Origin of the sequence: Salipaludibacillus sp. CF4.18 (assembly GCF_051262595.1) — a bacterium.
Classification (GTDB): Bacteria; Bacillota; Bacilli; order Bacillales; family Salisediminibacteriaceae; genus Salipaludibacillus; species Salipaludibacillus neizhouensis.
The window spans coordinates 282,404-308,455 of the sequence record NZ_JBIMEV010000001.1; the positions used below are offsets into that span (position 1 = coordinate 282,404).

At 38.1% G+C, this 26,052-nt stretch carries 25 protein-coding genes and 1 tRNA gene; 18 read left to right on the plus strand and 8 right to left on the minus strand.

Annotated elements, in window-relative coordinates; all coding sequences use genetic code 11:
• Positions 1-93: 93 nt before the first annotated feature.
• The 8 genes from tkt to ACHABW_RS01455 all read left to right on the plus strand — a co-directional run bounded on the left by tkt (position 94) and on the right by ACHABW_RS01455 (position 8,251).
• The gene (gene tkt, locus ACHABW_RS01420; protein WP_435753732.1) at positions 94-2,091 is read left to right on the plus strand and encodes a transketolase; all 1,998 of its coding nucleotides are present in this window, start codon (positions 94-96) and stop codon (positions 2,089-2,091) included.
• Positions 2,092-2,248: 157 nt separating this feature from the next.
• Positions 2,249-2,698: a sporulation inhibitor of replication protein SirA gene (gene sirA, locus ACHABW_RS01425; protein ID WP_183040921.1), complete on the plus strand. Its 450-nt coding sequence runs from the start codon at positions 2,249-2,251 to the stop codon at positions 2,696-2,698.
• Positions 2,699-2,820: 122 nt separating this feature from the next.
• Positions 2,821-3,030 carry a YneF family protein gene (locus ACHABW_RS01430; RefSeq protein WP_110936224.1) on the plus strand — a complete coding sequence of 70 codons (210 nt, stop codon included), beginning with the start codon at positions 2,821-2,823 and terminating at the stop codon, positions 3,028-3,030.
• Between the two features lie 89 nt (positions 3,031-3,119).
• Positions 3,120-4,187 (plus strand): tRNA 2-selenouridine(34) synthase MnmH, encoded by a 1,068-nt coding sequence (mnmH, locus tag ACHABW_RS01435; protein ID WP_435753733.1) that lies wholly within the window; start codon positions 3,120-3,122, stop codon positions 4,185-4,187.
• 273 nt (positions 4,188-4,460) lie between these two features.
• Complete coding sequence (locus ACHABW_RS01440; protein WP_435753786.1) at positions 4,461-4,757, plus strand: metal-sensing transcriptional repressor; 297 nt, start codon at positions 4,461-4,463, stop codon at positions 4,755-4,757.
• A gap of 16 nt (positions 4,758-4,773) precedes the next feature.
• A complete protein-coding gene (locus tag ACHABW_RS01445; protein ID WP_435753734.1) occupies positions 4,774-7,161 on the plus strand; it encodes a heavy metal translocating P-type ATPase in 2,388 nt (795 codons plus the stop codon).
• Between the two features lie 28 nt (positions 7,162-7,189).
• Positions 7,190-7,396, plus strand: a complete 207-nt coding sequence (gene copZ, locus ACHABW_RS01450; RefSeq protein ID WP_435753735.1) for a copper chaperone CopZ — start codon at positions 7,190-7,192, stop codon at positions 7,394-7,396.
• Positions 7,397-7,726: 330 nt separating this feature from the next.
• Positions 7,727-8,251: a CcdC family protein gene (locus ACHABW_RS01455; RefSeq protein WP_435753736.1), complete on the plus strand. Its 525-nt coding sequence runs from the start codon at positions 7,727-7,729 to the stop codon at positions 8,249-8,251.
• Positions 8,252-8,440: 189 nt separating this feature from the next.
• Here the strand turns inward: ACHABW_RS01455 and ACHABW_RS01460 are convergent, their stop codons facing one another.
• The gene (locus tag ACHABW_RS01460) at positions 8,441-8,872 is read right to left on the minus strand and encodes a DUF2621 domain-containing protein (protein ID WP_435753737.1); all 432 of its coding nucleotides are present in this window, start codon (positions 8,870-8,872) and stop codon (positions 8,441-8,443) included.
• A gap of 307 nt (positions 8,873-9,179) precedes the next feature.
• Between ACHABW_RS01460 and dacB the strand changes: the two genes are divergently transcribed.
• Positions 9,180-10,607 carry a D-alanyl-D-alanine carboxypeptidase/D-alanyl-D-alanine endopeptidase gene (dacB, locus tag ACHABW_RS01465; RefSeq protein ID WP_435753738.1) on the plus strand — a complete coding sequence of 476 codons (1,428 nt, stop codon included), beginning with the start codon at positions 9,180-9,182 and terminating at the stop codon, positions 10,605-10,607.
• 51 nt (positions 10,608-10,658) lie between these two features.
• Here the strand turns inward: dacB and ACHABW_RS01470 are convergent, their stop codons facing one another.
• From ACHABW_RS01470 to ACHABW_RS01485, 4 genes are all read right to left on the minus strand, one after another.
• Positions 10,659-11,828 carry a cation:proton antiporter gene (locus tag ACHABW_RS01470; RefSeq protein ID WP_435753739.1) on the minus strand — a complete coding sequence of 390 codons (1,170 nt, stop codon included), beginning with the start codon at positions 11,826-11,828 and terminating at the stop codon, positions 10,659-10,661.
• On the minus strand, positions 11,828-12,319 hold the full coding sequence (locus ACHABW_RS01475; protein ID WP_220693802.1) for a cation:proton antiporter regulatory subunit: 492 nt from the start codon (positions 12,317-12,319) through the stop codon (positions 11,828-11,830). The genes ACHABW_RS01470 and ACHABW_RS01475 overlap by 1 nt, the downstream gene beginning before the upstream one ends.
• 329 nt (positions 12,320-12,648) lie before the next feature.
• Positions 12,649-13,128 (minus strand): hypothetical protein, encoded by a 480-nt coding sequence (locus tag ACHABW_RS01480; RefSeq protein ID WP_435753740.1) that lies wholly within the window; start codon positions 13,126-13,128, stop codon positions 12,649-12,651.
• A gap of 343 nt (positions 13,129-13,471) precedes the next feature.
• A tRNA-Sec gene (locus tag ACHABW_RS01485) sits at positions 13,472-13,568 on the minus strand.
• Positions 13,569-13,813: 245 nt separating this feature from the next.
• Between ACHABW_RS01485 and selB the strand changes: the two genes are divergently transcribed.
• On the plus strand, positions 13,814-15,709 hold the full coding sequence (gene selB / locus ACHABW_RS01490) for a selenocysteine-specific translation elongation factor (RefSeq protein ID WP_435753741.1): 1,896 nt from the start codon (positions 13,814-13,816) through the stop codon (positions 15,707-15,709).
• A gap of 88 nt (positions 15,710-15,797) precedes the next feature.
• Here selB and selD read toward each other — a convergent pair whose 3' ends face one another.
• Positions 15,798-16,841: a selenide, water dikinase SelD gene (gene selD / locus ACHABW_RS01495; protein ID WP_435753787.1), complete on the minus strand. Its 1,044-nt coding sequence runs from the start codon at positions 16,839-16,841 to the stop codon at positions 15,798-15,800.
• A 249-nt stretch (positions 16,842-17,090) separates the two neighbouring features.
• On the opposite strand from selD, the gene ACHABW_RS01500 reads away from it, so the two are divergent.
• The 3 genes from ACHABW_RS01500 to selA all read left to right on the plus strand — a co-directional run bounded on the left by ACHABW_RS01500 (position 17,091) and on the right by selA (position 19,410).
• The gene (locus tag ACHABW_RS01500) at positions 17,091-17,240 is read left to right on the plus strand and encodes an Rdx family protein (protein ID WP_223292365.1); all 150 of its coding nucleotides are present in this window, start codon (positions 17,091-17,093) and stop codon (positions 17,238-17,240) included.
• A gap of 302 nt (positions 17,241-17,542) precedes the next feature.
• Entirely contained in the window at positions 17,543-17,677 is a 135-nt protein-coding gene (locus tag ACHABW_RS01505) for a hypothetical protein (RefSeq protein ID WP_435753742.1), read from the plus strand.
• A 311-nt stretch (positions 17,678-17,988) separates the two neighbouring features.
• Complete coding sequence (gene selA / locus ACHABW_RS01510) at positions 17,989-19,410, plus strand: L-seryl-tRNA(Sec) selenium transferase (RefSeq protein ID WP_435753743.1); 1,422 nt, start codon at positions 17,989-17,991, stop codon at positions 19,408-19,410.
• A 91-nt stretch (positions 19,411-19,501) separates the two neighbouring features.
• On the opposite strand, the gene ACHABW_RS01515 is transcribed toward selA, so the two are convergent.
• Positions 19,502-19,645, minus strand: coding sequence for a small acid-soluble spore protein P (locus tag ACHABW_RS01515; protein WP_110936198.1), 144 nt, complete (start codon positions 19,643-19,645; stop codon positions 19,502-19,504).
• A gap of 115 nt (positions 19,646-19,760) precedes the next feature.
• On the opposite strand from ACHABW_RS01515, the gene ACHABW_RS01520 reads away from it, so the two are divergent.
• From ACHABW_RS01520 to ACHABW_RS01540, 5 genes are all read left to right on the plus strand, one after another.
• Positions 19,761-20,012, plus strand: a complete 252-nt coding sequence (locus ACHABW_RS01520) for a hypothetical protein (RefSeq protein WP_435753744.1) — start codon at positions 19,761-19,763, stop codon at positions 20,010-20,012.
• A 306-nt stretch (positions 20,013-20,318) separates the two neighbouring features.
• Entirely contained in the window at positions 20,319-23,042 is a 2,724-nt protein-coding gene (gene acnA, locus ACHABW_RS01525; protein ID WP_110936196.1) for an aconitate hydratase AcnA, read from the plus strand.
• 189 nt (positions 23,043-23,231) lie between these two features.
• A complete protein-coding gene (locus ACHABW_RS01530) occupies positions 23,232-23,933 on the plus strand; it encodes a DUF421 domain-containing protein (protein ID WP_110936195.1) in 702 nt (233 codons plus the stop codon).
• Positions 23,934-24,177: 244 nt separating this feature from the next.
• Complete coding sequence (gene sspN / locus ACHABW_RS01535) at positions 24,178-24,318, plus strand: small acid-soluble spore protein N (protein ID WP_110936193.1); 141 nt, start codon at positions 24,178-24,180, stop codon at positions 24,316-24,318.
• A gap of 576 nt (positions 24,319-24,894) precedes the next feature.
• Positions 24,895-25,392 carry a VanZ family protein gene (locus ACHABW_RS01540; RefSeq protein ID WP_435753745.1) on the plus strand — a complete coding sequence of 166 codons (498 nt, stop codon included), beginning with the start codon at positions 24,895-24,897 and terminating at the stop codon, positions 25,390-25,392.
• A gap of 5 nt (positions 25,393-25,397) precedes the next feature.
• Here ACHABW_RS01540 and ACHABW_RS01545 read toward each other — a convergent pair whose 3' ends face one another.
• Entirely contained in the window at positions 25,398-26,048 is a 651-nt protein-coding gene (locus tag ACHABW_RS01545) for a TVP38/TMEM64 family protein (RefSeq protein WP_435753746.1), read from the minus strand.
• Positions 26,049-26,052: the final 4 nt, after the last annotated feature.

Below are 26,052 nucleotides of genomic sequence, written 5' to 3' on the forward strand. Positions count from 1 at the left end.
ACTAACATGCTAAATATGGTTGTCTAACCTCTCTATAAAGTATATGATAAAAGTATATTTGATAAAATTTTTATGAAAAGAGGCTGATCAAGAATGGCTACAAGCATCGAGAATTTATCTATTAGCACGATCCGAACACTATCAATTGACAGTATTGAAAAAGCGAATTCAGGTCACCCGGGAATGCCTATGGGTGCGGCACCAATGGCTTATGAATTGTTCAGTAAGTACATGAACCATAATCCAAAAAATCCAGATTGGTTTAATCGTGATCGTTTTATTTTATCTGCGGGTCACGGATCTATGCTTCTATATAGCTTACTCCATCTCCATGGCTATGACGTTTCTATAGATGATTTAAAAGGATTCAGACAGTGGGGAAGTAAAACTCCAGGGCATCCCGAATTTGGACATACTCCAGGAGTAGAAGCTACAACAGGTCCTTTAGGTCAAGGTTTTGCTATGTCAGTTGGTTTTGCTATGGCTGAAAAGCACTTAGCTGCAACTTATAATAAAGACCAGTTTAATGTTGTTGACCATTATACATACAGCATTTGCGGAGATGGAGATTTAATGGAGGGTGTTTCTGCTGAAGCGTCTTCATTAGCAGGTCACCTGAAATTAGGAAAACTTATCGTTATGTATGATTCAAATGATATTTCCTTAGATGGTGATTTACATGAATCTTTCTCTGAAAGTGTCGAAGACCGATATAAAGCATACGGATGGCAAGTAATTCGTGTTGAAGATGGTAACGACCTTAAAGCAATTAGTGCGGCAATTGAAAGCGCTAAGTCAGATGATCGTCCTACATTAATCGAAGTAAAAACAATGATTGGTTTTGGCTCTCCGAACAAAAGTGGTAAATCAGCATCTCATGGTGCACCACTTGGGAAAGATGAAGTCAAATTAGCAAAAGAATCGTATAAATGGACTTTTGAAGAAGATTTCCATGTTCCAAATGAAGTGAGAGAGCACTACAAGAAGCTCGAAGAAGAAGGTCAAAAGAAAGAAGACGCTTGGAACGAGCAATTTGAAGAATACAAAAAAGCTCATCCTGAGCTTGCTAACCAACTAGCTACTGCTATTAAAGGCGAGTTACCTGAAGGATGGGATAAAGATATTCCTGTATATGAAGAAGGAGACAAGGCAGCTACCCGTGCGCACAGCGGAGAAGTAATTAACGCTTTGGCTAACTCTGTACCGAGTTTGTTTGGTGGTTCAGCAGATTTAGCTTCTTCTACAAAAACAATGATGAACGGAGAAGATGCTTTTTCTCGTGATAACTACTCCGGTCGAAATATTTGGTTCGGTGTTCGTGAGTTTGCGATGGCCGCTGCAGCAAACGGTATTGCATTGCACGGTGGTTTAAAGCCTTATTGCGCAACATTCTTTGTTTTCTCAGATTACTTACGTCCAGCATTAAGATTGTCTTCACTAATGAAAATCCCTACAACGTTTGTGTTTACGCATGACAGTGTTGCAGTAGGGGAAGACGGTCCTACTCATGAGCCTGTTGAGCAGTTAGCTGCTATTAGAGCTATTCCGGGTATTTCTGTTATTCGTCCGGCTGATGGTAATGAAACTGCTGCAGCATGGAGAATTGCATTGGAAAGTTCTGACCAACCAACAGCTTTAGTGCTTACTCGTCAAGGTTTACCTACACTTGCTTCGACGAAAGAGAAAGCATATGAAGGAGTGAAAAAAGGTGCCTATGTTGTTTCTGAATCGAATGGTAAGACAGACGGTTTACTACTGGCAACCGGATCAGAGGTTTCTCTAGCGGTAGAAGCACAACACGCGTTAGAAAAAGAAGGAATTCACGTTTCCGTAGTTAGTATGCCAAGCTGGGATCGTTTTGAAGAACAAACACTAGAATATAAAGAGTCTGTACTTCCTTCAAATCTTAAAAATCGTTTAGGAATTGAAATGGCTGTATCTATGGGCTGGGATCGTTACACGGGAGATCATGGTTCTATATTGGCAATTGATGGTTTTGGAGCTTCAGCGCCTGGAGATAAAATTTTACAGGAGTATGGCTTTACATCGGAAAATGTTGTTTTGAAATTCAAGCAGTTACTAGAAAAATAATTGTTAGAATGGGATGTTTCAAAAGGTCTGTTAGGACCTTTTGAGACATCTTTTTTATATGACAAAATTAGTCAGCTTTCCTTACACATTCTGACAAATCCTTTAGGGTAGTTCTTCTATAATTAAGGTAGGTACAAGCTTTAGGAGGAGAATGTCTATGAGAAGGTATGATATCATTTTAGTAAATGAAGAGGTCGCATATATGTACAACGGTATGGAAAAAAAACTTTTTCATCTATTTGTTGAAAACTATTATGCCAAAGGGATATTAAAGACAATTACTGACTTACAAATAAATTATATAAAAAATGACTATCACATTGATGAATTAGATACATTTCTTTTTGAAGCTTTAGGTAAAGAAGATGACTACCACTATTCCTTTGAAAAGCATATTTTACAGCTTGATAAATATAAAAGTTACGCAAGATTAATCTTATCCAAAAATAAAATTATTTTATACGCAGATGGAAGTTTGGACGCAGAGACAATGTTTTTTGAAGTGCTACGTAATTTTAGACCATATTTCTTAGCAATCAGCGTCCAATCTAAAAGGTATGGCTGGTTAAAACCAATACGACCACTAGATATGGCGATAGAATATTAAAACTGTTGACTTGTTTTAGGGAATTCCCTTTCAAAATCATAACTGTTCATGTATAATAAACAGGGTTGAGAGAGAAAAAGGTCGAAACAATAACTTGAAAGAATGAAGGAGGGTCAACGCCGATGTGGGTAAATATTTTAATCGGTGTCATCGCTCTGTTAGCAGGGGTCGCACTAGGATTCTTTCTTGCTAGACAGTACATGATGAATTACATGAAGAAAAATCCGCCAATTAACGAAAAAATGCTTCGAGTGATGATGATGCAAATGGGACAAAATCCATCACAGAAGAAGATTAATCAAATGATGAAGGCAATGCAGAATCAAAAATAAGAATGGACACTCCGTGATGGGGTGTTTTTTCATATGTAGGGAAGCAACATGAAAAGGTCAAATTACTATAGAAAAAGGTGAGATAAAACATGTCTGAACGTATGTTACCAACTATCCAGTACCATGAACTGTTAGAACATCCGCATTATTTAATTGACGTTCGATCTCCCGCAGAGTTTGAAGAGTTTCATGAACCCGGAAGTATAAATGTTCCGCTTTTTACTAATGATGAACGAGCCCAAATCGGCACTCTTTATAAGCAGGAAAGTCCTGAGAAAGCAAAAGAAATAGGCGTTAATATCTACTCGAAGAAATTACCGGAGTTTTATGCTAAATGGATGAAGTTTAATGAAAAATATGCGCCTAAAACGGCTGTGGTTGCATGCGCGCGTGGAGGAATGAGAAGTGCATCATTTGTTTCTGTCATGCATGCGATGGACATTCCTGTCCTCCAGTTGGAAGGAGGAGTTCGATCGATTAGAAAGCATGTACAAGAGCGATTAGAGAGCTTATCCCAGATGGATTGGAAAACTATTGTCCTAGAAGGGAACACCGGTACCGGGAAAACAAAGTGGCTTGAGGAACTAAAACAAAGAGGGTATCCAGTCATTGATTTAGAAGGTTTAGCTAATCATCGTGGGTCTGTGTTTGGACAAATAGGAAAAACGTTTCGTAGTCAAAAGCAGTTTGAATTTTTACTGGCGAAGGAACTTTCCAAAATTTCTCCAGGTAAAACCATGATACTAGAAGCTGAAAGTAAACGAATCGGTCGTATCGTATTACCTGACTTTATTATGGAAACAAAAGAAAATGGTCATTACATTGAAATACATGATGGCCTTGATAGAAGAGTTGATCGGCTGTTAGAAGATTATCAACCTCATGAATATGTAGAAGAATTTAAACATGCGAGCGCAATTATTAGAAAAGGATTACCAACGGTATTTCAGAAAGAAATGGATGACCTATTAAAGCAAGAAGACTTTAAACAACTTTCCAAACTTTTGCTCACGGAGTATTATGATAAAAAGTATGGCCATAAACGTGCAACAAATGAATCTGATTTTGTAAAACGAGAGCTTTTACTTCATGATTTATCAGAAGAAGAGATTATAGATACAGTGGAAGAAGAAGTGAATCATCTTATGGTTACATAATTATTTTATGGTAAACTAGATGAATTTGAATGTTTTGTCGATGATACATTGATTTTTATATACCCCCACTTAGATTACAGTTTATATACTGTAATCTTTTATTATTTTTTAGTATATTTATCGAAAAATCTATATAAAATATAGGGTGGTGATACCCCTATTCAAAAACGATTCGTAATTATTGACATTAATACTCACCGGGGGTATGGTATATGTATAGAAATAATACGAATAGAGGTGCTCGCTTTGGATGATAGATTAACGATTCCACTCATGTCGAACAAAGAACCAGTGAAAATGCGATCAGAAGCTGAAAAGAAACAATTGCTGCAAAGGTTGAAACGAGTGGAAGGGCAAGTACGGGGGATTCAAAAGATGATAGATGAAGACCGTTATTGTGTAGATATTCTTGTCCAAGTTTCTGCTATAAATGCTGCCTTGAAAAAAGTAGGATATAAATTACTAGAGGATCATACTAGAGGATGTGTGACAAATGCGATCCAACTTGGTGATGGCGAAGAATCGATTGATGAATTGATGAAAGTTATTCAACAGTTTTCTAAGTCGTAATGAGAAAGGAGAGGGAATGAGTATGACGAAAAAAATACAATTACCTATTCAAGGAATGACATGTGCGGCTTGTTCTTCTAGAATTGAAAAAGTCTTAAATAAACAAGAAGGGGTAAACGCTACTGTTAATTTAACGATGGAAAAAGCGACGTTAGAGTTCGATGAAGCATTATTCTCTCCTCAGCAAGCTGTTGAAAAAATTGAAAAACTAGGCTATCACGTAGAAGATGAAAGTTTAGATCTTTCTATTGAAGGGATGACATGTGCAGCCTGCTCAGCTCGAATTGAAAAAGTAATTGGTAAATTAGATGGTGTAAAAGAGGTAACAGTGAACCTGACCATGGAAAGAGGAAAAGTAAGATACACTCCCGGGCTCATTGATGAAGAAACCATCATAAAACGAATCGAGAAAGTTGGTTACAGTGCCAAACGCCATCGTGAAAATGAGGAAGGTAAAAAAAATAAGAAAGATAAACTAGTGAAAAAACAACAATTTTTGTTTTTATTCGCATTGGTTTTCTCGATTCCTTTATTTATTACGATGATCGACCATTTCTCCAATGCGATGTTACTCCCTCATTGGTTGATGAATGGGTACGTACAATGGGCACTTGCGACACCGGTACAATTCTATGCTGGGCTTCAGTTTTACAAAGGGGCGTATAAGTCTTTAAGAGGCGGAAGTGCCAATATGGACGTATTAGTCGCAATGGGAACGTCAGCTGCCTACTTTTATTCTGTTTATCTTGTCACGCTTGGTGAGGTGAATCTGTTTTTTGAAACTAGTGCTATCATTATCACCTTAATTTTACTAGGGAAGTTACTAGAAGCTAAAGCAAAAGGTAGTACGTCTGAGGCAATTAAAACATTAATGGGACTTCAGGCAAAAAAAGCAACAGTGATTCGAAACGGGGAAGAAAGCCTGATTGCTATAGAGGATGTTCAATCGGGAGACTTAGTGAAAGTTCGACCTGGTGAGAAAATACCTGTAGATGGTATTGTTCATGAGGGACAGTCCTCTGTTGATGAATCGATGTTAACAGGTGAAAGTATTCCAACTGATAAAACTGTTGGCGATGAGGTTATTGGGGCAACCATCAATAAACAAGGCTCTATTACTTTCCACGCCACAAAAGTCGGCAAAGATTCAACGCTTGCTCAAATCGTGAAAGTAGTGGAAGACGCTCAAGGCTCCAAAGCTCCAATTCAACGCATGGCCGATATTATTTCTGGCTATTTTGTTCCTACTGCACTTTTGATTGCCATTCTGTCCTTTATCGGCTGGTATTTCTTTGCGGGTGCTTCGTTCCAGGTGGCACTGATAAACTTTACCGCAGTATTGGTTATTGCATGTCCTTGTGCTCTAGGCTTAGCTACACCAACATCAATCATGGTCGGTACTGGTAAAGGTGCGGAGAATGGAATCCTTTATAAAGGTGGGGAACATTTAGAAAGGGCCCATCATACCGACACAATTGTATTAGATAAGACTGGAACAATTACCAAAGGGTCTCCGGAAGTGACGGACTTACTAGTGTTTTCTATGGAATCCAAGGATAAAATTCTACAAATTGCTGCTTCTATTGAAAGTTACTCTGAGCACCCGCTTGGTTTAGCAGTTGTAAACAAGGCGAAAGAAAGCCAGCTTCCGTTTTCAACAATTACGAGTTTTGAAGCGATCCCAGGTTATGGACTAAGTGGAAAATTAGCTGATAGTCAGATATACGTAGGCACACGAAAACTTATGATGGACAACAATATTTCTCTTGGGGATACCGAAGCTAGAATTACAGCTTTGGAACAAGAAGGAAAGACGGTTATGCTTCTAGCTGTTGATTCGACGTTGATGGGCGCAATTGCAGTGGCAGACCAGGTCAAAGAGACATCGCAACAAGCAGTGGCGGAGTTGAAAAGTCAAGGCTACGAAGTTATTATGATAACAGGCGATAACGAAAGAACGGCTAAAGCTATCGCTGCATCTGTTGGGATTGATTCTGTCTTTGCCGAAGTTTTGCCAGAACAAAAAGCAGAGAGAGTGAAACAGCTACAGGACGAAGGGAAGAAAGTGATCATGGTAGGGGACGGGATCAATGATGCCCCGGCACTTGCAACGGCAGATATTGGTATGGCAATTGGTACTGGTACTGACGTGGCTATGGAAGCAGCGGATATCACGTTAATGCGAGGAGACTTGCGCTCGATACCGCAGGCCATTCGTTTAAGTCACTTAACAATGAGAAATATTAAACAGAACCTGTTTTGGGCGTTTGTTTATAACTCCATTGGAATTCCTATTGCAGCTTTAGGATTGCTGGCACCATGGGTTGCTGGAGCTGCTATGGCGTTTAGTTCTGTTTCTGTTGTTTCTAATTCCCTTCGCCTGAAAAGAGTGAAGGTTGAATAAAATTTTAAAATAAAGGAGAGATTTGATAATGAAGAAAGAAGTTATTCTTGTAAAAGGTATGACATGCAACCATTGTAAATCATCTGTCGAAGGAGCATTGAATAACTTGGACGGTGTTTCCAATGTAGAGGTAAATCTAGCTGACAATAACGTTACTGTTGAATATGAAGAAGGTGCGGTGACAGTCGCGAAAATGAAAGAAGAAATTGAAGAACAGGGGTACGATGTTATTTAGGTATTCTTTAATAAACCCTTCAGAAAAGTGTTAAGAACTGCGGTTCTTAGCCCTTTTTTTGTTTTTAAACGATCGTTTAAAAAGTTCTTTTCTCTCATTAGAAGAATTCTGCAGGAAGGGATTTTTTAGCTCCCTTGACGGAACCTTTATCTGCCAGCTTGTGATGCTTCCGGTAGTATATGGTAGTAATAGTTTTGGACCTTAAGATTAATCAGTAATCTCCTACATGTTCTTCTATTCTGATTTTCAACTCTCCAGAAGGGCGTGCGATTTTGACGGATAACTATGGTATAATAGTTTGGCGTCAGATTGGTTTTAGGAGGAAACGACATGTACGGGATCATCTTTTCAATATTAGCTGTATTTATGGCTATTTTTGCTATGTTTATTCGTATGAAAGCAATGAAGCGACCTGCATCGGTGAGAAAAATCCTTATTCCACCTGTTGCAATGTCTACTGGTTTCTTAATGTTTGTGTACCCGCCAGTGCGAGAAATTACTTCATTAGAAATAATCGAAGCTTTTTCAGTTGGAGTGTTATTTTCAGTTATACTGATTAAAACTTCTGCCTTTGAGATCCGTGAAAATGATGTTTTTATGAAACGTTCAAAGCTTTTTCCGTTTATTTTAACGGGTTTGTTAGTTATTCGTGTTTTATTTAAATTAATTTTCGGGATTCACTTTGAATTTGAAGTTTTAGCAGGAATGTTTTTCATATTAGCTTTTGGTATGATTTTACCATGGCGAATAGCGATGTATTATAAATACAAGGAAGTAAAACAACAACTAGATGATCAAAGATCTTCGAAGAAACAAAATACTTGGCACGTTCAAACAGAAAACCCAACACCTTGATAGTGGCACTATCAGGATGCTGGGTTTTTTTACAAGGCAAGAATCTATAAGTTGACAGCTATCTTTACGCCACCCGCATCAAGGGAAGTTCGCCTCCTTTCGAGTAGCACCTACACGCAGTACGTAGGTGCTACTCGGGGTGGCTTTAAAGATAACGCTGTATTTAATAAAAGACGCTTTGCGTTTTTCTTATTGATTAAAATATGGTTCGTAGGGACTTGCATCGATCTTTTTTTCTTTCAGTTTTTTTCTTAAAAACTTGTGATCTCTCTTAGGAGTAGCTGCAATATATCCTTTAATGATGAGTTCTTCTGTCATTTCATCTGCATTTTCTTCTAAAGCATATTCACCAATTTTTCCGGCGATTTTGCCTTTTGCAATATCCCGAAATAATTCTGGTACGGGTTCTACAAGTTCATTTAATAGTTTCTTTTTATCATCTGTCCATAGATGAAGTGTTTCGTCTATATAATAACCCTGCCAATCGAGGATTGATTTTCCGTCTTCTTTCGGCAACTTTTTCAGGAATTTTCGAAACATAAAATAACCGCCTATTGCAACTAAGACAAAAACAACAACAGACCATAGAAAAATAAACCACATATATAAATCTCCGGCCATCGGGTCACACCTCTTTTCTTCTCTCCTAGTTATTTTACGATATTTAAACCACTCTGAAAAGAGAAATACATTAAAATCATGAAAGATCTTTTTAAAGCAAAACTAACAATGGATATTGAATATACCATATAGAACCACTGTTTACATAAACAGACACGTTTAACTAGATAATAAAAGATATTCATGAGCATGTACATTTATATTGTCAGTCTAGTTTAGAAAGGAGAGACGTTTTATTTTCTCGAAAAAAAAGGTATCTGTTTTCACGTTTATATTGGTTGTATTTATGCTTTTTGGAGTGTATCAAATGTTGGTGACAGCTAATGATTCCAATTTATCGGCGGAACAGCAGCTAAACATTGATTTGTTGGCCATAGTTCAATCAGAAGAACTTGACAGTGCACTTCCAGCGGTTCATGTACAATCCTCTGAAACAGAAGATGTACTGTTTGCTTATCACGAAAAAACTAGTGTGGTACCCGCGTCGGGCCAAAAGCTTTTAACGGGGGCTGCAGCTTTGGACACTCTTGGACGAGATTATACTTTTACAACTGGAGTTTACACAGATGGAAAGCAAATTGGTGAAGTGCTAAAGGGCAATCTTTTCCTTAAAGGAAAAGGAGACCCAACGATGTTACCGAAAGACTATGAGAAGCTTGCTGAAGAAATAGCTGAATGTGGAATTAAAGTTATTCAAGGAGATCTTATTGCTGATGACACGTTCTTCGATGATATGCGCTTATCGTTGGATATGTCTTGGTGCAACCAACGAAGTGTAACTGCTGCACAAGTTTCTGCATTAACCTTATCGCCTGATAAAAATTATAATGCAGGCTCTGTGATTGTTGAGGTTATTCCGGGTGGACATGTCGGTGATAAAACGGAAGCAATGGTGTTCCCTGATACAGATTACATTACAGTTTTAAATGAAGTGGAGACCGTTAAGAAGGATGAAAGCAGAAATATTGATTGGGGTAGAGAACATGGAAACAATGATATTTTCCTAAAAGGGGTCATACCATCAGACGGAGAGACCTGGCGTAATGGTGTTGCAATCTGGGAGCCAACAGAGCTTGTACGAACTTTATTTCATGAAGCATTAGAATATAATGGAGTTGAGGTTAAAGGGAATTCAGGGCAAGGAGAAACGCCTGAGGATGCTCGGGAATTAGCTGTTCGAAAATCAATGACGTTAGAAGAAATGTTTGATTCATTTATGAAACTTAGCAATAATTCAATTGCTGAAGTTTTAACAAAAACCATGGGACAGGAAGTAAAGGGAGAAGGTAGTTGGGACGCTGGACTAGAAGTGATCGAAGAGTATTTATTAGACGCGGGATTAAATACCGATGTCATTCAACTTCGAGATGGTTCAGGGATGTCTCATTTAAATAAAATCCCTGTGAATGAGATGACACAGCTTTTACAACATGTGAAAAAGGAAGAATGGTTTGATATTTACTATCAATCGCTTCCTATTGCAGCGGCAGATGGTCGTATGGTAGGTGGAACGCTAGAGAACAGGATGGAAGGATCAGAAGCAGCGGGAAAAGTACATGCTAAAACTGGTACTATAACCTCGAAAACTTCGTTATCCGGATATGTTACAACCAAAGACGATGAAGAATTAATTTTTTCGATCATTATAAATAACTTCATTGGCGATGCTCCAAAAGAAGTAGAGGATAAAATAGTTGTTCGACTATCAGAGTTTTCACGAAGCAGGGAAGAATAAAATAAACGTTAGAAAGTCTGCTCAAAGCACTTTCTAACGTTTATTTATAACTTAAGTAGCTGCAGTCTCTTTTACTTTTATCTTTTTAGGATAGATTTTATTCGTAATTTTAGGCGCATACACGAATAAAGCAATACCTACCGTAGCAGATGCTAATATAAAAATACTACTAAACAATGCTATCGGTGCAGTGGCTAAGCTGGCAATGATAACAGAGAATTCACCTCGTGATGTCATGGATAATCCGGCTCTTAAAGAAACCTTCTTGGATAAGCCGAACCATTTCCCGCCAACAATCCCGATGATAATTTTTGCAATAATAGACCAAACAAACACAATGATTAACAACGGAAGCATTGGGATTTCTCCAAATACGATGGAGGTCCCAAAGTACAAGAAAAATAGTGGAAGTAATAAATCTCTTATCGGCAACAATAATTGATCGATCGGTTCTGTCCGTTTTGTTTCCGCTAAGATAATACCCGCTAAAAATGCTCCAAGTACTTCGGATAAATCAAGGTATAATGCAAGGCCGCCATAGGAAAGAGCAATCCCGACTATAAATAAAATAAACACATCTTCGGTAACATATTTATCACAAAATCTATTAAGTTTTGAGAATACTTTCGTACCTAATAGAACTGCAAACACTGTTAAGAGAACAATTTTTAAAACGATGATACTAAAATCTAATCCGGTTACTCCGTCACCTACGGTCAAACCTACAAGAATAGCAACAACAATAGGCGCGACTAAATCTTCAAAAATAAGTATTCCTAACATGTATTCAGATTCAGGGTTTGCCATTCGTTTGGAACTCTCAAGCATTTTAGCTGTTATAGAGGAGCTTGTTGCATATGCTATACCGCCAATTAAGAATGCAGTTATCCAGTCCAGCCCGAATAACAAACAAATTGCGGTGGTGACACCTAGACTTAAAAGTACATCGAGAAACCCTGCTGGGGCAATTTTTTTGGCTACTTGTACTAATCGTTTGACTGGAAACTCCATGCCTAACATGAAAAACAAGAGTATAATGCCTATTTCACCGGCTATGTACAGGAGGTGATTGTCCGTGAACAGACCTCCTATAACAATCCCTAATAAAATATATAATATAACCCCGGGGATTTTTATTTTAATGCCAATAAAACCTACACAAAACAAGAGTAATAGGACAATACCTGCAGTTAGGACTATCGGCATCTCTATCCCATTCATTAGTTACCTTTTCTTGTTACGTATAGCTCAAATTCTTTGATTTGATCACTTTTCCCTGCTGCCATCAAAGTATCCCCGGCTCTTAATACTTCGGAAGGATCAGGGCTAACAATCATATCATCGGCGCGCATAATAGCCATTACAGAAGCTCCGGTTTCTTCTCTTATTCTCGAGTCAATTAATGTTTTACCAATCAGGAATGAATGATCTTTCAGTTCTGACCATTCCATAACAAGGTGTTTATTGAATGTTTTCATTGTATCTGCATCAACGTGTTGGTTCATGGCTCCTAATAGTTGTGCGCCAATTTCCTTTGTTTCATAGGCGTTTAGTTTCACGGTAAAACAAGGCTCATCATCATCTTCATCATCAAATAGATGTAATTCTCTTTTACCTGAGTGATGAGAAATTAGCACTAACATTTGCTCTTCGGATGTAAGGAAAGACATTTTTTTGCCTACACCCGGTAAGTCGGACATTTTCATTTTCATTAAAGAAGCCTCCAAAAATTATCTTAGAATCTAGATTGATCCAAAAGTTAACCAATCGGACCTTGTTATATTATATTCCTTTTAGGGTTAGAAAGTCATTGATATTACAAAATTTATTCTAATTTTGTCGTGGAGAGAAGAAGTTCGGTGGGAGAAAGAGACAACAGCCATACTATAAAAAAGGCAGAAGGTTTATGTAGAAGTTTGTATATCTTGAAGAATATTGGCGAGACCGTGTGGGAATCGAACCCACCGGAGACGGCACGCGCCTCTCATAAAGTTTTGAAGTTATCTTGTGATAAATTTCTTTTAAATCAAAATCAACGTTTCTAAAGGTCTTTTCGAGGTGAGGCATAACCTATTTTTTTCTCCAATAATTTTTGAAATCCATACATGATAAATGCGTTTTTATACATAAGGAGGAAAAAAGAAAATGGTTTGAGTCGTTCGAGTGAAGATATTTTTAATTTTTTTAATAACCATGTACCGGGATAAGCAAAGATGAGATTGAATACAGCATTGAGTAAAGTATATTGTGTAAATTTCCCATAAGTATATTTTAAAATCCATAAAGAAGCAGCCAAAAATGGACCAACTATAAAAGGTAACTCCCCATTAACGTTTGGATTTATTTTAGTTTGGAAACTCCACCATTTTCGTTTTTTTGCGATGTATCCTTCTATCATAAGAACAAGGGAAACAAGTAATGAAGCTGGAATAAACCTTCGAATACTTTTCGAGCCTATAAAAGGAATGGTTATCCAGGAGAGTAGAACCATAAGACCTAATAGTCGCTTTCGGTTTTTCAATTGACGACACCTCCAGTACATAACTTGATATATTATTTAACTCCGTTATTTTGTGTAGATAATGGCGTTCTATACTTTACATATAATTGAAATAACATTTTGCATACGGGAATTATTCTGTTTTTGGCTTGTGAGAACTCGTGTATTTCGGGATTTAGACATACTAAAAAGCCTTCTATTTCGAGTATAGAAGACGTAATAAACGAATTTTAACGATTTCACCCTCAAAGTCTCGGTAATTTCTCCCCGAGAGTCTCGTTCAAATCACCGTAAAATCTTACGGGGGAATCATCGTTTAAATCATCGGACAAATCATCGCAAACCCTTGCGAGAGTAAGTAATTTGGCGGGACCGTGTGGGAATCGAACCCACCGGAGACGGCACGCGCCTCCCATAAAGTTTTGAAGACTTCGGCAAACACCAGTTACACAACCGGCCCCATTTAGTTCATTAATTATCGCATAAAAGACAGTGTTTTACAAAGAATGAGCTTGCCTTCAAAAGTAATAATAGGCTATTGTGAGATAATAATCAACCACTTTGAATGTAGTTACAGTATTTTCATTTTTTTCTCGGTGAAACTTAAAATTCCCTATGCGGATTAAGGATTGATCGCTTCGTGAAATCTGGTCGCTATGGTACGATAATGAAGGAGAGATCCTTTAAAAGCGATGGAGGGATAACCATGCCTAAACGTTTTCAAACGATTGGAATGGCTGGACATATCGATCATGGAAAAACGACATTAACAAAAGCACTCACCAATATAGAAACTGACCGATTGAAAGAAGAAAAAGAAAGGGCTATTTCGATTGAATTAGGGTATGCCCGACTGGAGCTGGACGCTAAATCGCAAGTATCGATTATCGATGTTCCAGGACACGAGAAATTTATCCGGCAAATGATTGCAGGTGTGGCAGGGATTGATTTAGTTCTTCTTGTCGTAGCTGCCGATGAAGGCGTAATGCCTCAAACGGTGGAACATTTAGATATACTTCAGTTACTGGGCATCCATCAGGGCTTAGTTGTGGTCACAAAAATGGATCAAGTCGAGGAGGACATGAAGGAGTTCATCGAAGCGGATATAAATGATCAAATTGAAGGTACATTTCTAGAAGGAACGGAATTTCTTTTTGTGGATAGTGTTTCTGAAAAAGGTATCCCTGAACTAAAACAAAAAATTACAGAGCGTTTGGCCGATATTCCTGTTAAGGATGTTAAAGGCGCTTTTCGACTTCCGATTGATCAAGTCTTTACCGTTCATGGACAAGGAACGGTTGTTCGAGGGACAGTTTATGAAGGAAGGGTTAAGGAAGCGGATATTCTAGAACTTCTTCCCCAAAAACAAAAGGTTAGGGCCAGGCAATTACAAGTTCATCATGAGCCGCAAAAAGAGGGAAGTGCCGGTCAGCGTGTGGCAATAAACCTTGGTGGCGTGTCGAAACAGGACATTCAACGAGGGGATGTCCTAGTTTCGACGCAGCACTATACAACAACGGACACGATCGATGTTTCTTTAGACACGGTTAAGCAACTTCAGTATCCGTTGAAGCAGCGCGGGTATGTGAAAATGCATGTTGGAACAGCGGAAGTATATGGAAAGATAGTCTTTTTTGATCGTAATGAACTAACAGAAGGAAAAGATGTTCTGTGCCAGTTAAGGTTAGATAACCCCGTTGTTACGAAACGGGGGGACCGTTTTATCCTTAGAAGACCAAGTCCTGCTGAGACGATTGGTGGAGGAAGTGTGATAGATGCTTCCGGTGAAAAATATAAGTTTGGTGAGGCTACGATCGAGAAATTGTCCCGAAAAAAAGAAGGGACTCCTGAAGAACGGTTTATTGATTTATTGAAGCAAAACAAAGGAATGACTGAAAAGGAAGTTTTAAATGAATTAGCGATTGAACAAGATGAGTTCTATGCTTTGAATCAAAAGCTGACAGCTGATGAAACAATACTGTTCCTAGATAATTTCTTTCTATTATCTGCTACCTATGACGAGGCAATGGCGTTAATAAAAGAAGATCTTCAATCCTTTCATGATCGTAATCCGCTTCGGGAAGGCAAAGATCTGGCACAAGTAAAACAGGATTTTTCATTTTATGGAAAAGAAGTTACGGCGGCGATTATTCAGCGGGCGATTAAAGGGAATGATTTGGAAAAGAAAGGATCATTCGTTTTGATTCCATCGTTTCGCCCTCATTATCCTTCGCAGTGGAAAAAGAGAATGGAACAAGTCGAGACAACCATTTTCCAACAAGGTATAGAGGTGGAAACTTTCTCTCACATAGTCGAGAAAGCCGGAATACCAGATATTCTTATCGAAGAATTAAAACATTATTTTATCAGATCGGGCGTTTGTATCCATTTAGATGAGAAACATCTCGTGTCTTCTCAAGTATTCGATAAAGTTATGACAACGTTAAAGAAAGATACTGAGAACAGATTCACACTTCAGGATGCAAAGAGTTCACTTGGTTTAAGTCGTAAATACCTTGTTCCAATCATGGAAAAAATAGACGAGCTAGGCTATACGAAAAGAGATGGTCAGGAGCGTGTTTGGGTCAAGGAACTTGAATAAAACATGAAAAGAGTGTCTAAAGCCATTTTGGCTTAGTAGACACTCTTTTTCTTGAAAGAAATAACAAAAAACGGCTATGCCGTATTTGTTATTTCACGTATATGTCTTTCTCTTTTCTTTCCGTGACTTCTCCAATGATATAAGCACCATAGGAGGATTTCTTTTTCATTTCTTCGACGTATTTACTTGCTTCATCTTTAGATAAGCTAACTAAGAGTCCGCCAGACGTGATCGAGTCACATAAAATCAACTGGTCGTATTCTTTGAGTGCTTTATCGTATTCGATGTTATCCTTTAACCAAGTATGGTTGTCGATTGTCCCACCAGGAACGACACCTGCTTCTGCATGTGTTTTTGCACCATCAAGAACGGGGACGCTTTGATAATCAATGTTGAAACTAACCTTACTCCCACTGGCCATTTCGTATCCGTGACCAAGTAATCCAAAGCCAGTGACATCCGTCACAGCGTGGGGAGAATAATTTTTTAGGGTTTCAGCTGCCGTTTTGTTTAATGTTGCCATCGTTTTCGTCGCAGCTTCTGCTTCTTCATCGGAAGCTTTATCCCTTTTAATGGCTGTCGTTAGTACACCGATTCCAATTGGTTTCGTTAGAACTAACTGATCACCGGGCTGAGCTCCTACGTTTTTAAAAATGCGGTCTGGATGGACAATTCCTGTACAACTTAAGCCAAACTTAGGTTCATCATCATCAATTGTATGACCACCAGCAATAACGGCTCCAGCTTCTTTTACTTTATCCGCTCCACCTTTAAGAATAGCAGCTAATACTTCATGAGGGAGTTTTTTAATTGGAAAACCAACAATATTCAGAACTGTTTTAGGTTCTCCACCCATTGCATAAACATCACTTAATGCGTTTGCGGCTCCAATTTGTCCAAACATGTATGGATCATCAACAATCGGTGTAAAATAATCGACCGTTTGAACGAGTGCAATTTCATCTGTTAATTTATAGACACCGCCATCATCAGATGTGTCGAGTCCAACTAGAAGATTGGCGTCTTCTTTTGAAGAGGGTAAGTGACGCAATACTTGCGCCAGGTCATCAGGACCAATTTTACATCCTCAACCAGCTTTTTTAGTCATTGATGTTAATCGTATACTTGAAATATCTTTTGTCATGTTAGGGTGACACCTCCTTGTCTATCCATTATAAACAGTATCAGTAATATCATTCAAATGATCAAACCTACCCGATGGCATGCTTGGGAAACTTTTGCTACAATAAACCTATAAATGAAGATAAAGGAGCGATGTAAAATGGGTTTAAAAGTTAAAATTGAATTTTGCATGCAGTGAAATTATGCCCCTAATGCTGCGAGTTTCGCAGAAGATGCCTTTGGAAGCCTTCGTTCAGACATTGAATCAATGGAATTAATACCAAGCTCTGGTGGTGCTTTTGAAGTCACTGTCAATGGAAAGAAAATATATTCGAAATGGGACACAGGAGAATTTCCGCAACATAAAGAAATTATTCATGAGATGACTACTTTAAAAAATAATTCATAAAGGGAACGTAACGGCTGTTTGGGAAATCGTATCAAACGAATTCTCGAACAGCTTTTCTAGCAAGATAGGAATTAATAAGTTGACAGCTATCTTTACGCCACGCGTATCAAGGGAAACCCACCTCCTTTCGAGTAGCACCTACACTCATTACGTAGGTGCTACTCGGGGTGGCGAAAGATCACGCTGTATTTAATTAAAGACGGCTATGCCGTTTTTCTTATGAAAAGATTAGTATTAGAAGGTCCGGGTATAGGAGCGTTAATAGCGTATATTGTGAAATTAAAAATGAAAGGGTGTTTTTCTTGAATGCCTTATGTAAAGGAATATATATTTTTTTAGGAATTGGACTTGCTGTTTATGCAGCTGGATTACTCAAAGATTGTTTGGAAAAGCAGGAAATCCTGCGAGAAAGAGAAAAACTCGAGACTGGCGAATGATTTTTTTGGGAAAAATAAAAAAAGGTGGTCAATAAAGACCACCTTTTTCGTCGAGTGAATAGTAAGTCGTGTGGGGCCAAATCGATGTGTATCTTTCGTAAACACCTCATTTTTCGTTTGATGACATGCCTTGCTGATTGTTTTCTTAAACGTTGTTCAAGCGAACCACCCCTCAAGGAACATATACATTTGAACGAATCCCGTAACCGTCTTTCACTCTTGCGAAGAAAGTTAATAACCTTCTTCAACAATAGCTTAACCAGGAGTCCGAAAATATATTAATGGAAAATTTATGAAAGTGCGGTGAAAAGATGAATGTAAGTCTGCGTGACCTTCCTTCCGTGCATGAATTATTAGCTTCTGCTTCTTTAAAAGACATCATGAATCAAAAAAAAGTGCCGGGAATACTGGCGAAAGAATGGGTTCAGTCAGAATTGGAAAATTTAAGGCAGGAAATAGTAGCAGGGGAGTTTGAGGCAGAAAAACTGTCACGAGAGTTTTTCACAGAGATTTTGATAAATAAATTTCATTATAAAGCAAAAAATTACCAACCATATCAGTTACGTAAAGTTATTAATGCAACTGGAACCGTATTACATACGAATTTAGGTCGAGCCAGACTAAGTGAACGAGCCATTCAGCAGGTGGTGGAGACATCGACCAATTACTCTAATTTAGAATATGAATTAGAGTCGGGTAAAAGAGGATCTCGACATGACATTATTGAAGGATTGCTTGTGAAAGCATCAGGTGCAGAAGCTGCAATGGTTGTGAATAACAACGCAGCCGCAGTTTATTTAGTTTTACGATCGTTAGTAAAAGGTTTTGAAGCGGTCGTCTCTAGAGGAGAGCTCGTGGAAATTGGCGGTTCTTTTCGAATCTCTACGATCATGGAAGAAAGTGATGCAACACTTAGAGAAGTAGGAACAACGAATAAAACCCATCCTTATGATTATGAGGATGCGATAAATGAACAAACAAAAATGTTTATGAAAGTGCATACGAGTAATTTTAAAACAGTTGGATTTACGAAATCTGTCTCAACAAAAGAATTAAGACAAATCAGAGATAAACATGAGGACAATGATATTATTATTTACGAAGATTTGGGGAGCGGTTCTCTTTTTCCTTTTTCTGAACACGGTATTGGTGAAGAACCAATTGTACGTGACTCATTAAGGCAGGGAGCGGATATCATTTCTTTTAGCGGTGATAAATTGTTAGGTGGTCCTCAAGCTGGAATCATCGCCGGTAAAGCCGACTATATTGCACGTCTAAAAAAACATCCGTTGGCTAGAGTTCTTCGTGTAGATAAAATGACGCTTGCAGCATTGGAAGCCACTCTGTTTGATTATGTGTATGGAGCGGAACAACAGCAACACATTCCTGCTTTAAGAGATATTATGAGATCAAAAGTAGAAATAACGACGCAAGTTCATTCATTTTTCGAACAGATGGAGGACAAGCTGGTGAACATTTCCTTGACCGGTGTGGAGGATCATTCACAAGTAGGGGGAGGAACGATGCCGGTAGAAGAGCTTGCTTCCTACGGTCTGCTCGTAAAAAAACAGAAGACCAGCGCAAATGAGTGTGAAATTCTTTTGAGAAAGGCGAGCACACCTATTATTTCACGGATGAAAGATGGGCAAGTGTTTCTCGATTTCAGAACGATCTCATCAGCTGACGAAGCGATAATAGAACAAGTTCTCATTACATTAGATAAAAAATTGTAACTTTTGTTTGTAATGGTTTCCAGTGAAAAGGACACCCACTAGTTTGTGCGGATGCCCTGCTCATCGAAAAGTAAACCCAATATTTTATAACCTAGTTACGGCCGCCGTGAGTTTGAGAAACATGATTTTTTTGCTTTGTTTTATGGGACCCTTGAAGAGGTTCGGGCTGAGTAGTCGGTTGATTTTTATTTTTCGGATTCGCACGACGCTGAGATTTATACGTATTTTTTTCCATTTACTACCCTCCTTCATTAAAAAGATTATTCTTAGTTTTTCCAGAGAGCAACTAGGATACTCATGGACACATATACCATACTAAGATTATCTCGATGAAGGAGGATGATGAGGAAATGCCTTACAATAAGAATAAACAACAAGCATTTCAAGCAGCACAGCAAGCTTATGTCCAATTGGAAGAAGCATTTCAGCAATTAGATGAAGAATCACCTGACTACGGGCACCAGTCAAAGGAAGCACATGAGGAACTGAATGAAGCAGAACAAATAATTCAAAAAGCATATATCGTTGCGTCGGAACATCAGAAGCGGCAATTGGATATTTACTCCCAAGAATTGGCTCAACGAAAAAGTGATTTAATTTAAATGTAACAAGGCTTATCGACTAATCCTGGATACGGGTAATCGATAAGCCTTTTTAAATATCTCCCAGGCAGAACTGAGTATGTTTTACGAACAAAGAACAATCTTTTTATATAAAACTACCATTTAATGAAATGAAACATAGCACATAAGTTTTTGATAAGATTCCTAATAATAAAGCTTTTTACGTGCGAAAAACCCAATAAAATGTTATTATTAAACTTGTGAAAATAATAGAATCTCTCAAAAAAAGGTTTTAGACAATTATGAAATTGTATTATATGATAGTATCTGAAGGAGGGAATACATATGTCAAATGAAAACAAAGCATTGTATAATTCAAAGAAAACATTTGAAGCTAGTGGAAAGACCTATCACTACTATGATTTGAAAGCGATTGAAGAAGCTGGTGTTGGAAGTGTATCCAGCCTCCCGTACTCCATCCGAGTACTTTTAGAGTCTGTTTTAAGACAACACGATGGTCGGGTGATTAAAGAAGAACACGTGGAGAATTTAGCGAATTGGGGAACAGATAAAGTGAAAGCGATTGACGTTCCATTTAAACCTTCTCGAGTAATTCTTCAGGACTTCACAGGTGTCCCGGCTGTAGTTGATTTAGCATCCTTGCGAAAAGCAATGGCAGACTTTGGTGGAGATCCGACACGAATTAATCCGGCTATTCCGGTAGATTTAGTTGTTGACCACTCTGTCCAAGTAGATAACTTTGGAAAAGCGGATTCTCTATTTAAAAATATGGAACTAGAGTTCAAACGTAATGAAGAAAGATATAAATTCTTAAACTGGGCGCAAAAATCATTGGATAACTACCGTGCGGTCCCACCAGCAACAGGGATTGTTCACCAAGTTAACCTTGAGTATTTAGCAAATGTTGTTCAAAATGCTAAAAATGCCGATGGTGAAACAGTTGCATATCCGGATTCTTTAGTTGGTACGGATTCCCATACAACAATGATTAACGGTCTTGGTGTACTAGGTTGGGGTGTTGGTGGTATCGAAGCAGAAGCTGGTATGCTGCAGCAACCTTCTTATTTCCCAGTTCCGGAAGTTGTGGGTGTAAAGCTTGAAGGTTCTATGCCAGAAGGAGCTACAGCTACGGATTTGGCGCTTAAAGTGACACAAACTTTACGTGCGCAAAACGTAGTAGGTAAGTTTGTGGAATTCTTCGGTCCTGGTTTGTCAGAAATGACATTAGCAGACCGCGCAACGATCTCAAACATGGCACCTGAATATGGCGCTACTGTAGGATTCTTCCCGGTAGATGAGGAAACATTAAATTACATGCGTCTTACTGGACGAAGCGAAGAACTTGTTAATTTAGTAGAAACGTATACGAAAGCTAACAGCATGTTCTATACGCCTGGTCAAGGAGATCCTGAATTTACCGAGGTTGTAAAAATAAATCTATCAGCAGTTGAGCCTAACTTAGCTGGTCCTAAACGTCCCCAGGATTTGATTCCTCTTTCTGCAATGAAAGAAGAATTCAACAAAGCATTGACGTCTCCTGTAGGCCCCCATGGGTTTGGATTAACTCCAGATGAGATTTCTAAAACAGTTGATGTAGTCCATCCGAATGGGAACAAATCAACATTAAAAACTGGTTCATTAGCTATTGCAGCTATTACTAGCTGTACAAACACATCTAACCCGCATGTTATGTTAGGTTCTGGTTTGTTGGCTAAAAATGCAGTAGAAAAAGGATTAACTGTACCGGACTATGTTAAAACAAGTTTAGCTCCAGGTTCAAAGGTTGTTACTGGTTATTTAGATGATGCAGGTTTAACTCCTTTCCTTGATAAGCTTGGTTTCAACACTGTAGGGTATGGCTGTACTACCTGTATTGGAAATAGTGGTCCGCTTCCAGAAGAGATCGAAAAAGCAATTGCTGACAGTGATTTAACTGTTTCTTCTGTACTAAGTGGTAACCGTAACTTTGAAGGACGTATCCATCCACTTGTAAAAGCTAACTATCTAGCATCACCACCACTAGTTGTTGCTTATGCATTAGCTGGAACAGTTGATATTGATCTTCAAACAGAGTCACTTGGTAAAGACCAGGATGGAAATGATGTATTCTTTAAAGATATTTGGCCGTCCAATGCTGAAATTCAGAAAGCACTTGATCAATCAGTTGATCCAAAGCTCTTTAAGAAAGAATACGAGCGAGTGTTTGATGATAATGAAGAGTGGAATAATCTTGAAACAACAGATGGAGATTTGTATCAATTTGATCCAGATTCCACGTACATTCAAAATCCTCCATTCTTCGAGAATCTTTCTCCAGATCCTGAGGATGTAGCAGAGCTTAATGATTTGCAGGCTGTTGCAAAACTCGGTGATTCTGTGACGACAGACCATATTTCACCTGCTGGAGCAATCGGTAAAGATACTCCTGCTGGAAAATATCTCATTGAAAAAGGATTGTCACCAGCTGAATTTAACTCTTATGGTTCACGTCGTGGTAACCATGAAGTAATGATGCGTGGTACATTTGCAAATATCCGTATTAAAAACGAATTAGCTCCCGGAACAGAAGGTGGTTTCACTACTTACTGGCCAACTGGGGAAGTTATGGCGATTTATGATGCGTGTATGAAGTATAAAGAAACGGATACAGGATTAATCGTTCTTGCTGGAAAAGACTACGGCATGGGAAGCTCTCGTGACTGGGCAGCAAAAGGAACGACATTACTTGGAATTAAGACGGTAATTGCGGAAAGCTTTGAACGTATTCACCGTAGTAATCTTGTACTAATGGGTGTTCTTCCACTTCAATTCAAAGCTGGAGACAGTGCAGAATCTCTTGGATTAACTGGTAAGGAACATTTTGATGTGAAGATTACAAATGAAATTCAACCGCGTGAGCACGTAACTGTAGTTGCAAAAGATCCCGAAACAGGGAAAGAAACAACTTTTGATGTACTGGCTCGCTTTGATAGTGAAGTTGAAATTGACTACTATCGTCACGGTGGTATTTTACCGATGGTACTTCGAAACACAATGCAAACAACTTAATTAAGGTTCTATTATTGGGCACTGAAAAAGTAAATTTTACTTTTTCAGTGCCTTTTTTGATTCAATGTGATGATTGTAGCCTTTGAATTTATACTCATTATAAAAATTTTGTCCTCTATTTCTTTTACATATATCCCTAAATTACTGATCATACTAGATGGAGAACTTAATTAAAGTAGGTGGGTTGTTATGCCTGATTTTTGGCTAGGTGATGAAGGATTACCTATATCAGGGTTTATCATTAGAGCAGGGATAATATACATCTATATGTTTCTGCTAGTTAAAGTATTAGGGCAACGTTCCATGACAACGATGAATCCGATTGATTTTTTATTTGGGGTAATTATAGGGGATGTGCTTGGAGAACCGTTAGCGGATGGTGAAGCTCCTTTACCAGGTCCAATGAGTGCAGCCGCATTTATTGTGGGGATCCATTTATTTTTGTCCTATATTGCTTTGAAACTACCGAGATTCCGCAGAATCATTGAAGATGAACCTATTGTCCTCATGGAAAAAAGTAAAATTCTTCATAAAAATATGTCCAAAGCTAAAGTGACTGTGGATCAATTAATGATGGATTTAAGACTAAGCAGTGCCATTGATTTAACGGAAATAGACTATGCTGTGTTAGAATCGAATGGTCAAATTAGTGTGATTAAGAAAACGAAACATGAGGCCTTAACACCTTGGGATAGCGGGAATGAACCTGTTGATAAAGGGTATCCATCTGTGATTGTATTAGATGGAAGATATGTGGATGGAAATATTAAGAAAAAGGTTTCACGTTCATGGGTAGATGAACAACTAAGTCTCCGAGGTTATGGATCTGTGAAGGATGTCTTTCTTATGACGGTAGATGAGCAAAAAAATATTTATTTAAGTGAAAAATAAAGGTATCAGTACATTTATGCGTATATCTCTGGCAGAGTTTGGCAGATAATGATATAGGCAGGCTTTTCCTGAAGGAGGCACTTAAATGAGCAGAAGAAAAAAACTAAAGTTCAAGGATTTGTTTAACGAAAATTTAGACACGTTGCTTAGAGATAAACAGGAAAATAGAAAAAATTGAAAGACGAATTGAACAGCGTCATATTGATAAACTAGGGATATAACGTTAAGTTTGGGGGTGAGTAAAATGGGGCAAAAACACACTAGCGCACAATTTAGACCCGAATTTCCTGGGACTCAATCTGTAAAAAGTGACGCGAATAAAGGAAAACAAATGAATACAAAAGGTTCTAAAAACCCTGATTATGTTCCTGACAAAGGAAAGTAAAGTTGTTTAAAACCGGACAATTTCAAAGATAAAATAAGGAAAGAAGCGATATTTCGCTTCTTTCTTTTTTTTGTTGGATAATTCACAAAGTTCTTATTAAATGATTGTTTTTTCGTCGAACAAAGAGGTCCAAATTCGCTCTAGGCGGACGCTTTCCGCGGGCAATGCTTCGGCCTCCTTGGACAAAAATCGCCCTACTGGGTCTTCAATTGTTGCTAATCCCGCAGGAGCAACCGCCTTCACTACTTCGAGCTTTTGAAAATCTATGGTTAAGAAAGCACCTGCTTTTATTTTAAATAATACGCTAAGCGTTTTTCTAATGATATTTTACATATTAGTATTTACTACACGTCTCTCTTTTCCAAACTAAAATGATTATGATTTAGATTCGCTATATAAAATTAAAGATGGCTCTTTGCTTTTTTTTAGAGGTTTTCCCTTGTCAAACATACAACGTTCATATGATAATGAAACAATGTCGTGAAAATAGGATTTACGTAAAAAAGAGAAATTATAATTTAGAGTCAATCATAGATATTATACACACATACTAAATTTCAGTGAAGGAGGCATACGATGGCTCCGGTTAAAAATAAAAACCGCCCACCTACTTTTCTAATTCTAATTACGTTTCTATCATATATGGGAATATTGTTTTATGTTACGTTTTTTGCTTGGAACTACGGGTCTTCCTTTGGTCCTGCTGGTCCTGGGGGAAGAAACTATAATCTCGATCCTTTCCTCAGTATTTATCGTATTGCAGTGTTTAGTGATAATTTGGGAGCCCCTTTTCGAATACTAGTTGGGAATGTGTTGTTATTTATTCCCTTTGGTTTTCTTTTTCCTTTCGTGATTCACCGAATGAAAAAGTCAAAACAAGCAACAAGTTTTTTTCTTACTATTTTTCTAGCTATGCTTCTTTCCATTTTTATAGAGATAAGTCAATTTTTATTTACGTTCAGAGTTGCTAATATTGATGACGTCATTTTAAACACATTAGGTGGAATTATAGGAGCCATTTGTTACAGAATAGGTGTCATTATTAAACTGAACTTGAAAAATAATATAAGATGACCGACTTAAGCTCTGTTAGGATCAGTCTTTGATTTCTCAACTTTTCCGAGCCAAGTCTTATAGAATAGATAAATAACTGCGAGAAAGGCACCATAACCAGCTATCATATAAAAGAGATCTATAGGGTTCGTAACTATTGTATGTCCTGCGAAAGCAAAAAGCATCATTGAAGGAATTTTCCCGATAGCTGAAGCGATGGCATACAGAACGAAGGGGACTCTGCTTAATGCTGCGTAAGCATTAATAATAATAGAAGGGATTACTGGAATCATTCGCATAATCGTAACGGACATAAAAGCATTCTGTTCAAAAAGAAGGGTTAATTTCTTTGCAGCAGCGTATTTTAACAGTACTTTTGTGCCGAATGCTTGAAAGCCACCGTACCTGATGAGTGAGAAAAATAAGAAAGAAGCTAAAGTAGAGCCTGTCCAAATGATTAAGGCGCCAATTGTCGGTCCGTAAGCAGCACCAATGACACCTCCTACAACGGGGTAAGGAATGACTGGAAAGAACGACATAAATGTCGCGATGACAGTAGTAAGAAATAGATGGTCTTGCTCCGTATTTTGGATCCAATAAAGGAAAGATTCGTGATATAGAAAGAGCACGATAATTAGAAAAAAAGTTCCGGTAATGACTGAAAATTTCCGATACATATGT